Source organism: Pseudochryseolinea flava (assembly GCF_003286915.1).
In the GTDB taxonomy this organism is placed as follows: Bacteria; Bacteroidota; Bacteroidia; order Cytophagales; family Cyclobacteriaceae; genus Ohtaekwangia; species Ohtaekwangia flava.
Map to the genome: position 1 here is coordinate 336,822 of NZ_QMFY01000005.1, position 13,583 is coordinate 350,404.

The 13,583-nt window shown below is 43.2% G+C and carries 12 protein-coding genes; 11 read left to right on the plus strand and 1 reads right to left on the minus strand.

All coding sequences use genetic code 11. From position 1 onward, the window contains the following. The first annotated feature begins 2 nt into the window (after positions 1 to 2). The 7 genes from DQQ10_RS12555 (at position 3) to DQQ10_RS12585 (ending at position 8,287) form a co-directional block, all read left to right on the plus strand. A complete protein-coding gene (locus DQQ10_RS12555; protein WP_112747213.1) occupies positions 3 to 2,480 on the plus strand; it encodes an FtsK/SpoIIIE family DNA translocase in 2,478 nt (825 codons plus the stop codon). 29 nt (positions 2,481 to 2,509) lie between these two features. Continuing rightward, the gene (locus DQQ10_RS12560; RefSeq protein ID WP_112747214.1) at positions 2,510 to 3,151 is read left to right on the plus strand and encodes a LolA family protein; all 642 of its coding nucleotides are present in this window, start codon (positions 2,510 to 2,512) and stop codon (positions 3,149 to 3,151) included. Between the two features lie 121 nt (positions 3,152 to 3,272). Further along, the gene (gene pyrF / locus DQQ10_RS12565) at positions 3,273 to 4,091 is read left to right on the plus strand and encodes an orotidine-5'-phosphate decarboxylase (protein WP_112747287.1); all 819 of its coding nucleotides are present in this window, start codon (positions 3,273 to 3,275) and stop codon (positions 4,089 to 4,091) included. Between the two features lie 67 nt (positions 4,092 to 4,158). Then, positions 4,159 to 5,439: a DUF2851 family protein gene (locus DQQ10_RS12570; protein WP_112747215.1), complete on the plus strand. Its 1,281-nt coding sequence runs from the start codon at positions 4,159 to 4,161 to the stop codon at positions 5,437 to 5,439. Beyond that, complete coding sequence (locus DQQ10_RS12575) at positions 5,436 to 6,737, plus strand: hypothetical protein (RefSeq protein ID WP_112747216.1); 1,302 nt, start codon at positions 5,436 to 5,438, stop codon at positions 6,735 to 6,737. The genes DQQ10_RS12570 and DQQ10_RS12575 overlap by 4 nt, the downstream gene beginning before the upstream one ends. A gap of 29 nt (positions 6,738 to 6,766) precedes the next feature. After that, complete coding sequence (locus DQQ10_RS12580) at positions 6,767 to 7,405, plus strand: acetyltransferase (protein WP_112747217.1); 639 nt, start codon at positions 6,767 to 6,769, stop codon at positions 7,403 to 7,405. A gap of 18 nt (positions 7,406 to 7,423) precedes the next feature. After that, a complete protein-coding gene (locus DQQ10_RS12585) occupies positions 7,424 to 8,287 on the plus strand; it encodes a nucleoside phosphorylase (RefSeq protein WP_112747218.1) in 864 nt (287 codons plus the stop codon). Between the two features lie 39 nt (positions 8,288 to 8,326). Here the strand turns inward: DQQ10_RS12585 and DQQ10_RS12590 are convergent, their stop codons facing one another. Then, positions 8,327 to 8,581, minus strand: a complete 255-nt coding sequence (locus DQQ10_RS12590) for a hypothetical protein (RefSeq protein WP_112747219.1) — start codon at positions 8,579 to 8,581, stop codon at positions 8,327 to 8,329. 332 nt (positions 8,582 to 8,913) lie between these two features. Between DQQ10_RS12590 and DQQ10_RS12595 the strand changes: the two genes are divergently transcribed. From DQQ10_RS12595 to DQQ10_RS12610, 4 genes are all read left to right on the plus strand, one after another. Beyond that, positions 8,914 to 10,176, plus strand: a complete 1,263-nt coding sequence (locus DQQ10_RS12595) for a M16 family metallopeptidase (RefSeq protein ID WP_112747220.1) — start codon at positions 8,914 to 8,916, stop codon at positions 10,174 to 10,176. Positions 10,177 to 10,216: 40 nt separating this feature from the next. After that, the gene (locus DQQ10_RS12600) at positions 10,217 to 10,858 is read left to right on the plus strand and encodes an O-methyltransferase (RefSeq protein ID WP_112747221.1); all 642 of its coding nucleotides are present in this window, start codon (positions 10,217 to 10,219) and stop codon (positions 10,856 to 10,858) included. Positions 10,859 to 11,089: 231 nt separating this feature from the next. Beyond that, the gene (locus DQQ10_RS12605) at positions 11,090 to 13,009 is read left to right on the plus strand and encodes a LysM peptidoglycan-binding domain-containing protein (RefSeq protein WP_112747222.1); all 1,920 of its coding nucleotides are present in this window, start codon (positions 11,090 to 11,092) and stop codon (positions 13,007 to 13,009) included. Between the two features lie 138 nt (positions 13,010 to 13,147). Further along, positions 13,148 to 13,561 carry a response regulator gene (locus tag DQQ10_RS12610; RefSeq protein ID WP_245970392.1) on the plus strand — a complete coding sequence of 138 codons (414 nt, stop codon included), beginning with the start codon at positions 13,148 to 13,150 and terminating at the stop codon, positions 13,559 to 13,561. The last annotated feature ends 22 nt before the right edge of the window (positions 13,562 to 13,583 follow it).

Below are 13,583 nucleotides of genomic sequence, written 5' to 3' on the forward strand. Positions count from 1 at the left end.
ACATGGCACAAAACACTTATAAATCAAATACTTTCAAGAAGCCCGAGAAGGAGAAGAAGGGCAAGTCATCGAAAAGCAATTTCAAGTTCAATCTCCAGTTCATCAGAGACCCGCGCTTCAAACTGGCGGTCGGTTTTTTTCTGATGGGCACTGCGATATCGCTGTTCTTGGCGTTGTTCTCTTTTCTATTCACATGGCAGGCAGATCAGAGTGTCGTGCAAGCCTGGTTTTCTCCTAACGACAGCAGCGGTATTGTTGAGTCGGGCCAAGAAGCTAAAAACTGGCTGCGATTGTTTGGCGCTATTATCTCTCACGTTTTCATTACACGCTGGTTTGGTATTGCCGCGTTCTTCGTTCCGCCACTTTTATTTTTAATAGGATTTAAGATCGTATTCAATCGCGAGTTGATGCGCATTTTTTCGTACAGCATCTTCGCGATTTTTTCCACAATATGGCTTTGCCTGTTCTTCGGTTACATGGTTGAAATCAACGATGGCGGAAGTGAGTGGAGTTACCTTGCGGGTGGACTAGGCTATAAGCTTGCCGTCTACAGTCAAGGTATGTTCGGATGGGGTACGTTCCTGATTCTCATGTTCACCCTTCTCGTGTTCATCATCTTTTACTTTAATGTCACGGCCATTCCTTTATTCCAACCGAAGGATCCTAAGCCGATGGGTGTAGATGCCATTCTCCCTGATGAAGAAAACACTGTGCTCGCACCGAACTATACGGATGAAAAAGATAATTGGCCAGAGCAGAAGAAAGATGAGCTTCCTGAACCCGTTATGGTGAAAACACCGCCTGTAGTGGCTGAGCCGATCAAACCATCGAATGAAATCAAGTTGGATGTTCAGCGACCTGTAGAGGCGATTAAGAAGGATTCAAAAGAACCTGTGTTTATCGTGGAGGAAACGCTTGAGACTGATCAGCTCGCAGAACAGCTTGTTGAACAGCAAGGGGAATACGATCCTACCCTCGATTTGAGTAACTATAAGTTTCCAACACTAGAGCTCTTGAATGAGTATGATGGTGGAAAATCGGGTGTAACGCAGGAAGAGCTTAATGAAAATAAGGACCGTATCGTGGCAACGTTGGTCAATTTTAAGATTGGAATTCAAAGTATTAAAGCCACCATCGGACCGACTGTTACGCTGTATGAAATCGTTCCAGATGCGGGGATCAAAATTTCGCGCATCAAAAATCTCGAGGATGATATCGCGTTGAGCTTGTCGGCACTCGGCATTCGTATCATCGCACCAATTCCTGGAAAAGGTACAATTGGTATCGAGGTGCCTAATAAAAATCGAGAGATGGTTAGCATCCGCTCTGTCTTTGCCATTCCAGCTTTCGCAAAAACCGACAAAGAACTTCCCGTTGCATTGGGTAAGACTATCTCTAACGAAGTGTTGGTGATTGACTTGGCGAAGATGCCTCACTTACTCGTAGCGGGTGCAACAGGTCAAGGAAAATCGGTAGGCTTGAATGTTATTCTCGCGTCTCTATTATATAAACGTCACCCATCTCAATTGAAATTGGTGTTGGTCGATCCAAAGAAAGTGGAGATGTCGTTGTTCAGCAAAATTGAAAGACATTATCTCGCTAAACTTCCGAACAGTGAAGAGTCGATCATTACCGATACCAAGAAGGTAGTACACACGTTGAACTCGCTTTGTATCGAGATGGAAAATCGTTATGAGATCTTGAAAGATGCCGGCGTTCGAAATCTGAAAGAGTACAATGCGAAGTTTATAGCCAGAAAGCTTAATCCTAAAGAAGGTCACCGCTTCTTGCCTTACATCGTTTTGGTAATCGATGAGCTTGCCGACTTGATGATGACGGCGGGTAAGGAAGTAGAAACGCCGATCGCACGTCTTGCACAGTTAGCGCGTGCTATCGGCATTCACCTGGTGGTTGCAACGCAGCGTCCTTCGGTGAACGTTATCACCGGTGTGATTAAAGCAAACTTCCCTGCACGTCTGTCGTTCCGCGTAACATCGAAAGTGGATTCAAGAACCATCTTGGATGCTGGTGGTGCCGATCAGTTGGTCGGTCAAGGAGACATGCTGTTGGCATCCGGCTCGGAGGTCGTCCGTCTTCAATGTCCATTCGTCGACACACCTGAAATTGAAAGAGTTTGTGATTTTATTGGTTCTCAGCGTGGCTACGACTCTGCTTATATGCTGCCAGAATACGAGGGGGATGATGAAGGTGGTGTTGCTGACATTGACTTGTCTGACCGTGACGCACTCTTCGAAGATGCTGCACGTCTGATCGTTATGCATCAGCAAGGAAGTACGTCGCTCATTCAAAGGAAACTGAAATTGGGCTATAATCGGGCGGGGCGACTAATCGATCAATTGGAAGCGGCCGGTATCGTTGGTGCGTTCGAAGGCAGTAAAGCCCGCGAAGTTTTGATTAAAGATGAACTTAGTTTGGAACAATTATTGACCAGCTTGAAGGAAAGACATAGTCAATCTTAAATTTGTACCTTAATTTTTAAGTGAAAAGAATGAAAAAGCTGATTTTATCAATTTTTACGCTGTTTTTAGTAGTTACCGCTTTTGGCCAATACGATCCGAAGGCCCTGGTCATACTGGATGCCATGAGCAAAAAATACAAAGCGATCCCTGCTTTTGAAGCCAATATATCCCAAACCTTGACCAACGACGTTGAAAAAATCAATGAAGAATTTAAAGGCAAGATTACCGTAAAAGGCGACAAGTTTAAGCTCGTACTGCCAGAACAGGAAGTCATCAACAACGGCTCTACGGTGTGGACTTATATTCCAGAAGCAAAAGAAGTTAATATCGATAACTATGATCCAAACTCAGACGATGTAAATCCAACCAAGATCTACAACATCTATAAGAAAGGATTTAAATATCTCTACCTACAAGATAAGACCGAAGGCGGTGTGTTGTGCGAAGAGATTGACTTGGTTCCAGAGAAGAAGGATGCACAGTTTTTCAAGATTAAAATGTTCATCAATAAGAAAGACAAGAGCATTCAAAGCTGGACCATGTTCGACAAGAGCGGTAACAAATACAAGTACACCATAAGCAAGTTTAACCCGAACGTTAAAGTAGAAGATAGTTTCTTCAATTTCGACGTATCAAAATATCCTGGCGTTGAACCGGTAGATCTGCGCTAACAGTTTAGAAACATATTTAGAAAAGCAATCTGAACAAGGTTGCTTTTTTTGTTTTGATCCCGGCAAGTTGATGTCTTTCAATTTTAAACTTTCTACCTTTACTGAGTTTTTCAGAAAGACTATGAACCGAACGCAACTGTTTGAGCAAATCAAGAAGAAGAGTTCTTACCTCTGTGTAGGATTAGATACGGATGTTGATAAAATTCCGACGCATCTCCGTTCTGCAGCGGATCCGGTATTTGAATTCAATAAACAAATCATCGATGCTACAATCGATCTCTGTGTTGCTTATAAACCGAATATTGCGTTCTATGAAGCACTTGGCCCAAAGGGGTGGGAGAGTCTGCAAAAAACTTTAGAATACATTCCCAAAGATGTATTTACCATTGCCGATGCCAAGCGCGGCGACATTGGTAATACCTCCGCCTTGTATGCGAAAGCTTTTTTTGAACACATGTCTTTTGACTCCATTACGGTCGCGCCTTACATGGGCGAAGATTCAGTGAAGCCTTTTTTAAAGTTTAAAAATAAGTGGGTCATATTACTGGCACATACTTCCAATCCTGGTGCCGATGATTTTCAATTGCTGCAATCCACTGGATCGGGTAAAAAATTGTATGAGGAAGTGATTCTGAAATCACAACAATGGGCTACTCCAGATAAGTTAATGTATGTAGTAGGCGCAACACAAGCAGAAAAAATTGGCGGCATTCGCGTACTTGCGCCCGATCATTTTTTCCTCGTACCAGGCATTGGTGCACAGGGTGGAGACCTTGCTCAGGTGTCGAAGTTTGGCATGAATAAACAATGCGGCCTTCTTGTGAACTCTGCGCGAAATATCATTTATGCTTCGAGCGACAAAGATTTTGCAACAGCGGCAAAGTCAGAAGCTACCAAGGTTAGGAATGAGATGGAAAATCTCTTAAATTCATTGTTGTAATTTTATTTGCTTCACTCCGGTGAGGCCGTTGTTTTTATAACCGTTGTCTGTCATTTTATTTAACCCGATGTCTGAATCATTTCTGCATTACATCTGGCAATGTCAATACTTTGCCCGAACTGATCTACGCACTACAAACGGCGATGCGCTTACAATCTTTCATCCTGGTGTAAGAAACACGCATGCTGGTCCTGACTTTCCGCAGGCGCGTCTTCAAATTGATACGATGGAATGGGTGGGCAGTGTCGAGATACATATCCTTGCTTCTCAATGGGTGGATCATCGCCATGATACTGATCCGGCTTACGACAATGTTGTGCTACATGTGGTGTGGAAAAACGATCGCCCCGTGCTGCGCAGCGATGGCTCCGTCATGCCGACGCTTGAACTTTATGGTCGAATAGATGAAACGCTGATTGCCAATTACAAAATACTGGTGAATAGTCCCTGGCTCATTCCCTGCGTTGAACAATTCGTACAAGTGCCACCAATCATCAAGGTTGATATGATTGAGAAAGCGACATCGATAAGATTAGAACGGAAGACTCAAACAATCTTGGAGATGTTAAAATCTAATAACCATGATTGGGAGGAAACTTGCTATCAATTGCTTGCACGTAATTTTGGATTCCGCGTGAATGCAGAACCCTTCCTGATGCTAGCGCGAACCGTTCCATTGAAGATATTATTAAAACATGCCGATAAATTGTTGCAAATAGAAGCATTTCTTTTTGGCCATGCAGGATTCTTGGACGATATGAAGGGAAACGATGATTATGTTAACAGACTCATTCGCGAGTATGAGCTTCTTTTTAATAAATACAAAGTGAGCCGAGCACGTTTGAGCAAAGCGCAATGGCGATTCTTACGACTTCGCCCTGCAAATTTTCCTACCATAAGGTTAGCGCAATTCTGTGTGTTGATTCACACCCACCGACAGCTGTTTAGTAAGTTAATTACGGCGACGTCGGCCAATCAGCTCGTCGAATTATTCTCTCTACAACAATCACCCTACTGGAAAGAACATTATCACTTCATGAAGAAAGGAAAGGGTGAGATGCCGTCGATGGGACTGGAAAGTATTTATATGATTATCATCAACACTGTTGTACCTTTAATGGTTGCTTACGGAAAACAGCGCGATGATCAGGAAATGATAGACCGTGCATTCATGATGTTGCAAGAAATGCCTGTAGAGTCGAATACCATCATCAGGCAGTGGCGAAAATTCGGTATGTCGGCGGTGACAGGATTTGATTCGCAGGGACTCATTGAAATGCATGATCATTTTTGTGTCAAACATCGGTGCCTGGATTGTTCCATTGGCGCTTACATCTTGAAACCATGATTCAACATATCGTTGCAGTTGCGAACTTGATTTTCTTGGGGTTTATGGCGTGGATGATTTGGCGCAAGCAGTCGTCGCTTAAAAATCTGTATTGGCCAACGTTGTTGTTTAAGGTAGGCGCCGGTATTGCATTAGGTGTTGTGTACACCTACTATTACACGATTGCCGATACACTTGCGTATCATGAAGATGGTACTAAACTTTCCAATCTTGCACGCACTGACTTTGCCAGCTACTTAAGATTTTTTAATGAAGCAGGAGAACAATATTCCTTTTGGCACAGACTTAACTTTAAAACACCCAGGGCACTTTTTCTTTCCAAAATTACGAGTGTATTCTGTTTACTTACCTCCGATAACTATTGGGTGATTAGCGCGTATTACTCGTTCTTCAGTTTTCTCGCAGCATGGTATCTAATGAAAATTTTAATTCGTCTGGATGAATCCTTAAAAATACCAGCAATTGTTGCGCTACTACTCTTTCCTTCTATTGTGTTTTGGACGTCCGGGATTATGAAGGAAACAATTGCCATGGCTTCGTTATATTTTATAAGCATCATCTTTTTGAAAATATGGCTTGGCGAACGTGTTAAGATTGCGCAATGGATCGTCTTGCCTGTTGCATGTTGGCTGCTTTGGAATTTGAAATATTACTACATGGCCATTCTCTTACCCGTACTAGCCACGGCATTGATGTTTAATTTATTTGTGTTCCCATATCTCAAACTGAAAGGCCTATTGGTACGGATTGTATTATGGATTGTTATTTTTCTCGTTCCACTTTATGTAGCCAGTTTGATCCATCCGAATTTTTATCCGGAAAGATTTTTAACCGTTGTCGTTGATAATTACTACGATTTTTTAGAATTGTCGTCGCCGTCAGACGTAGCACATTTTGATGGATTGGAGCCAACGGTAACAAGCTTATTAATCCATGCACCGAAAGCGTTGACAGCAGCGCTGTATCGTCCTTGGCCTTGGGAAGTCGATGGTATTTTTAAGGTTCTGGCTGCAGCGGAAAATGTGATGTTGCTGCTGTTGACGATCGGAGCGATCACAAATTGGAAGCAGGTCGTTAGTAGTCAACACCGTGTCTTGCTGGTTTCCGTGATCATCTATGTGGTTACCCTTGCGATATTCTTGGCTTTGTCAGCTCCGAATTTTGGTACGTTGATACGATATCGTGTGGGCTTTCTTCCCTTTTTCGTTATGATTATTTCAGTCAATAACCCGATCATATCGCGCACGCTCGCTTTCATGGAAAGAACATTTCCCTTCCTTGGAAGGCTGACGCGCTAATTTTACCTTTACATCCTTAAAGTTTATACATGGAGAATCCTGTAATCATTTTTGGCGCTGGATATTTGGGACGCGCAGCAAAAGAAATATTCGAAGCTAATGGAAACGTTGTCTACGGTTTCCTTGACGACAATAAGAAATTACACCAAACAGAAATTGACAACGCCGTAGTACTTGGAAGTACCGACGACGATGGATTTTTGAAACTCATCGGAAAAAAATGCGAAGCCTTTATCGCCATCGATGAAGTTAAGCTTCGTAGGAACTTAGTGAAAACAATTCAAGAGGTTCGCAAAATGCAACCGACAAACGGTGTCCATAAATCAGCAATCATCGCACAGACTGCAACCATGGGCCATGGAAATTTTATCGACCTGGGTGTAAAAGTAGGTAGTGGCGCGACACTGGGTAATCACGGCATGCTTCATACCGGATGCATCGTAGGCCACGATGTAAAGCTTGGGGATTTTGTCCAAATCGGCGCAGGAAGTGTGATCAACCCAGGCGTGGAAATTGAAGACGATGCGTTTATCGGCTCTGGTGTTACGATCGTGTCCGGAATTACGATCGGAAAGGGCGCACGCGTAGGAGCAGGCTCTGTCGTTATCACACCGGTCAAAGCTGGTGAAACAGTTTTTGGAAACCCTGCACAAAAGGTAAATAGTTAACCCCGCGTTCCACGTACGATGCCAAAAATTTCCGAAACAGATCTCATTCTCAACGACGATGGTAGTGTATACCATCTCAACCTATTGCCGAAACATATTTCCGATACGGTAATTACGGTGGGCGATCCAACGCGCGTATACCGTGTCAGTCAATACTTCGATGACATCGAGTTTGAGATGAATCAACGGGAGTTTATTACACACGTGGGGACTTACAAAGGGAAAAGAATCACGGTGATTAGCACAGGCATTGGCACCGACAACATTGAAATTTTTTTTTCAGAACTTGATGCACTCGTGAATATCGACTTGAAATCACGCGAGCCGAAGTCGAGAAGAAAGAAATTAAAAATTGTTCGCATAGGAACTTCTGGAGCGCTTCAAGAAGATATTCCCCTTGGCTCACACTTGGCGTCTGAGTACGCTGTTGGCTTCGATAACTTGATGAGCTTTTACGACCTCCCGCAAGATGACTTCGAGCGGGAGATGGGACTAGACATTCAAGCAAAGACAAACATTCCATTTACACCCTACGTCGTGAAGGCCTCGGATGTATTGCTGGAACAATTTGCCTCCGACATGGTACGCGGGAATACCGTGACAACACCCGGGTTCTACGCCCCGCAAGGTCGCACAATGCGCATACCGATTCGCTTCCCGCGTTTGCTTGAAGACTTAAACTATTATCACAACAAGAGCAGCGACTTTTGGCTCACCAATTTTGAAATGGAAACAGCAGGCTATTACGCGATGGCGCGACTGCTGGGGCACGAAGTGTTGAGCGTAAATGCAATCATCGCTAATCGCATCAAGGGGAAGTTTTCGAAACAGCCACAAAAAGTGATTGATGCACTCATCAAGAAAGTGCTCGAAAGAATTTGAGCACCTCCATCAGTAGAAGCATAAACAAACGCAAGCGCGCTATGTGAGATTGGCGCTACTGTCCATCCTCATGATGTGCTTGCCAGCGTTGAATGCGTCGTTATTGTAAAATCCAGAAAGTATTCGGTGAGCGATTTGTTCGATGATGAGTTCTTCGTCGGTTTTACCCTCTTTCCCACGCCAGAAGACACGCTCTGGATGACGTTTCATGTCCTCCACATAATACTTTGCGCGTTGATATTGATCATCGGTAAACGTGATCGTGAAGCAAGTCTTAACTTTTTGAGTTTCCATAGAATTAAATTTTGGCAATCGTCATGCCATGAAAATGTCCGATAATCTATCAAAAAACCCCGTTGATTTTCTATCCTCGTCCCGCAACCGACCGATTGTGTCCGCGGCTGGGATCGCTATTTGGGTGATGGATGGTGTCATCGGTGGGGTTCCCAAACTGCCCTAGCGAGCGGCAAAAGGCTTTAAGTTTTATGAAGAATGAATTCTTAGCCCACGAATTCAGTTATCAGAGCATTTAAATGAACAAACAACGGTTATACTAGGGATTGCCATACTTTAAAAACATAACGTACGATTATCCTACAACAGATAACCATTAATTTAGCCCTCTTATGAGAGATTGTACCATATTCACATTGTCCAATGGGATAAGAGTTGTACACCAACGCGTGCTTACCACAGCCATTGTGCATTGCGGAATTGTGCTTGATGTCGGAAGTCGCGATGAGCATTTTGACAACCAAGGAATAGCCCATTTCTGGGAGCACATGGCCTTTAAAGGCACGAAAAAACGCAAAACACTCGATATCATCAGCAGCCTCGATGCCGTTGGGGGTGAGCTCAATGCCTACACAGACAAAGAAAAGATTGCTTTTTATGCGTCTGCCAGGACTGAATACTTTGAACGTGCAATCGACCTGCTAAGTGACATTACATTTTATTCGACATTTCCGGAGAAGGAGTTAGAGAAAGAGCGTGGCGTGATCCTCGAAGAAATGGCCATGTATTACGATAGCCCAGATGAAGCATTGCAAGACGAATTTGAAGCTGTTGTGTACAAAAACCATCCGATGGGGATGAACATCCTTGGGAAAGAAGAAACGGTAAAGTCGTTTAAGAAAAAGGACTTCACTTCATTTTTCAAGAATCATGTCGATACGAAGCGCATCGTGTTTTCTTGTGTCGGAAATATTTCGCTTGAAGTCGTGGAACGTTTGGCAAAGAAATATCTAGAACCTTTTCGTGCTCAACATGCGAATGGCAAGCGTAAAAAATTTGCTTCTTACAAACCCAGAGAAGAAGTTCTTCGTCGTCCGGTAAAACAAGCGAAATGTGCAATTGGCCGTGATGCGTATCCTGTGTTTAATGAAAATCGTATTCCACTATACCTCCTTGTGAATATACTGGGTGGGCCAGGTATGAATTCTCGCCTCAATCTTTCCCTTCGAGAAAAGTATGGATTTGTGTATTCCGTAGATGCACATTACGTTCCCTATAGCGATACAGGAATGTTTGCCGTCTTCTTTGGTACAGAACCGAAGCAGCTTGATAAATGCATGAAACTTGTTCGTAAAGAATTGGATAGGTTCATCGATAAACAACTTACCCCGAGACAACTGTCGGCGGCGAAGGAGCAAATTAAAGGCCAGCTGGCGATGTCAGAAGAAAATAATTTGAGTTTAATGTTGATGATGGGAAGAAGCGTGCTGCTTTATAATCGCGTGCCGATGCTTGAAGAAATTTTTGAATTGATCGATCAAACAACATCACCTAAGATTCAACGTATTGCCGGAGAAATCTTCGATGAAAAACAGCTTACCTATCTCACGATGATTCCATCAGAGGAGAAACAACAACGACTTCGTACAGTATAATTTAATTACACCACGATCTTAATTCTAACATCTGATTTGCATGGACGTTATTCACCCAGGACTTCAACAATATTCAGAAGATCACAGCACGGCCGAAGATGCTTTGCTTCAAAAAGTAAATCGCGATACCCACGCCCATGTGTTGATGCCACGGATGTTATCTGGACAACTTCAGGGACGCGTGCTGTCGATGATCAGTCATATGATCAGACCTCAAGCAATACTTGAGATAGGGACGTACACCGGCTACGCCACGCTTTGCTTGGCAGAAGGACTTGCTACGGGAGGAAAGATTGTGACGTTGGATATTAATGAAGAATTGGAAGATCGTGTCAGACGTCATTTCAAGGAATCGGGGAAAGAGTCGGCCATTGATTATCGCATTGGAAACGCTGTAAAGCTCATTCCAAGTCTGACGGACACATTCGATCTTGTATTTATAGATGCCGATAAAGAAAACTACAGCACTTATTTTGATTTGATTTTCGACAAACTAAAAGTTGGCGGATTTATTTTGGCAGACAATGTGCTATGGAGTGGCAAGGTGTTGGATGCAAAACCCGATAAAGATACACGGGCGATTATGGCGTTTAATCGCAAAGTGCAGAACGATCCACGGGTAGAAAATGTACTTCTACCTATCCGTGATGGCATTATGTTGATTAGAAAAGTATCTTTGTGAAAAAGTTAAAAGTTTAAAGTCAAAAGTTTAAGGTTAATTCCTTATTCAAAGCTACAATGATGTGAGGCTCACTTTAACTTTATCGACTGCTGCGGGAGTAGAAATTTTTAACTTTGGAATTTTTTTAACTTAAATGATTTAAAGTAAAGGGTTAATGGCTTAAGCAGGCTTTCAACCTGTCTGCATAGACAAACTTTAAACTTTCAACTTTGAACTTTCAACTTTTTAAGAATGAGAATACTCGGTTGCTTATTTTTTGTTGCCGTATGTTTTAAGGCAGCAGCACAGAGTCCACAAGTTCCACATAAGATGCAGTTCGCGGATTTGACACTTACGATCCGTGATGATGCTCGCCGTGAAATCCAAAAAGATGTGGATGCGCTTACCGCCTCGCCGAAACATTTTAACATCAAGGTGGAACGCGCGAAGACCTATTTCCCCCTTATCGAAAAAGTATTTCGTGAAGAAGGCCTTCCCGACGATTTTAAATTTCTTGTACTCCAGGAAAGCGCATTGATCGCCGATGCGGTATCAGTTTCCAATGCCGTTGGTTTTTGGCAGTTCAAGGATTTTACCGCCATGGAAATGGGCCTCCGTGTAGATAAAGAAATCGACGAGCGATTGAACATTGTGTCGTCGTCGCGCGCTGCGGCCCGGTACATCAAAAAGAATAATACGCATTTCAACAATTGGATTTACGCTTTGCAAGCCTATCAGATGGGCGCAGGTGGCGTGATGCGCAGTGTAAAGGATAGCAAAAGCGGCGCACAGCATATGGAAATCAATAGCCATACATATTGGTACGTAAAAAAATATCTCGCGCATAAAGTCGCCTTTGAAGATGCTGTAAAAGGTGTCGGTCAAATTCAGGTGATTACTTACGAAAACAAAAACCAAAAGACACTAACGGATCTCGCGAAAGAAGTTACCGTCGATGAAGCATCGCTGAAGTCGTATAACAAGTGGGCGAAGTCCGGTCTGATTCCCGACGATCGTAAATATTCTGTTTTGATTCCAGTGAATGGTGAGCAACCGCCGAATGTTCCACAAGAGGTATTGGCTTCGAACCGGGTACCCTCTACGGATGCAAAGACTGGCGATACCAAACCATCCGCATCCGCTGCGAAAAAATTAGAGAAGAAAAAAGTTAACGGCATTTTGATCGTTCATGCGGAGGAAGGGGATAACCCGACGAAGATTGCTAACCGCGCTGGCGTTGATCTATCACTCTTCTTGAAGTGGAATGACATTTCAATTAGTGACCGAACACCATCGGGGCAGCATTATCTCCTTGGAAAAAAACGCAATCGCGCGGAGGTGGCTTATCACCGTGTATCCGCAGGTGAAACGCTTTGGAGTATCAGTCAACAATATGGCGTGCAAGTGAAGCGTTTACGCAAGTTTAACAAGATAAGCGGCGATGCAGATCTTAAACCAGGGATGACGTTATGGTTGAATGCAAACAAGCCCAAAAATGCGGAGAAAACTGTCGCGCCTACAAATGTCCTTGAGATAAATAAAAATGAAACTTTTGCATGGACGACGGACGCACCAGCAGAACCGGTTGTGAATACTCAGCAACAGGCCAAGGCAGCTGCGTTAGACACGGTGTCAACCAAAGAAGTTGAGAAACCAACTGCCGTCACTGTTCCAAGCGATTCTGCGAAAGTTGAAACCGTTTCGCCGGTGGTTTCAAACACACCTATTCCGGAGGCAGCAGATTCAACAAAAAACTTACAAGCTCCAGTAGAAAATATTTCTAAGCCAGACTCCACCGCCGCGCCGTTAATTGAAGTTGTGGTTCCGGAGAAAAAAACGGAGCATGTCGTTCAACCGAAAGAAACACTTTACGGAATTGCCAAGCAGCACAATGTAGGTGTAATGGACTTGGTGAAGTGGAACAACCTAAACCTTCAAGAGGGCATTAAACCAGGACAGGTTTTAAAGCTTTCTGACCCTCAACCTGTTGCAAATGATGTTTCGACGCCGGTTACGAAAGCCATATCCGTAGAACACGAGGTGAAGGCAACTGATACACTCTACAGCATTGCACGGAAATATAATGTGACGATCCAGGAGCTCATGGAATGGAATAACAAGAAGAACTTTACCCTTACCGTGGGCGAGAAATTGACCGTAAAACCTAAATAGAGTTCATTTTTTTCTGCATTTTCCATGATTTATTACCTAGCGGAGGGTATTTTTCGACACACGCTCCCAAATGTTCCAAAAAAGGATATTTTTGTGTGAATCGTGTGTTTAAAGACAGCCTTATTTTATTGATTATTAATGCAAACTGATACAAAAGCTATTGACTTGGTTATGTTAGTGGACGATAACGATACTGATAACTTTATCAGTAAGCGAATTATCGAAATCACCAAGTTTGCCAAAAGGGTAGAAGTAAAAGGTTCTGGAAAAGCGGCGTTGGATTATTTGCGCGAGAATCAAAACACTCAGGAAAATTTACCAAGTCTTATCTTCTTGGATATTAACATGCCCATCGTTGATGGTTTTGTATTCCTCTATGAGTTCGAAAAATTCAACGAACTTGTTCGCAATAAATGTAAGGTGATCATCCTGTCGAGCTCTGACAACAAACGCGATATCGATAAGATCGTCAATAATAATCACGTTATTAAGTTCATCACCAAGCCACTTACCGAAGTGGCCCTCGATGAAATCAAGCTGAACAACATCTAGGTATAGATGTTTAGGTTTTAAA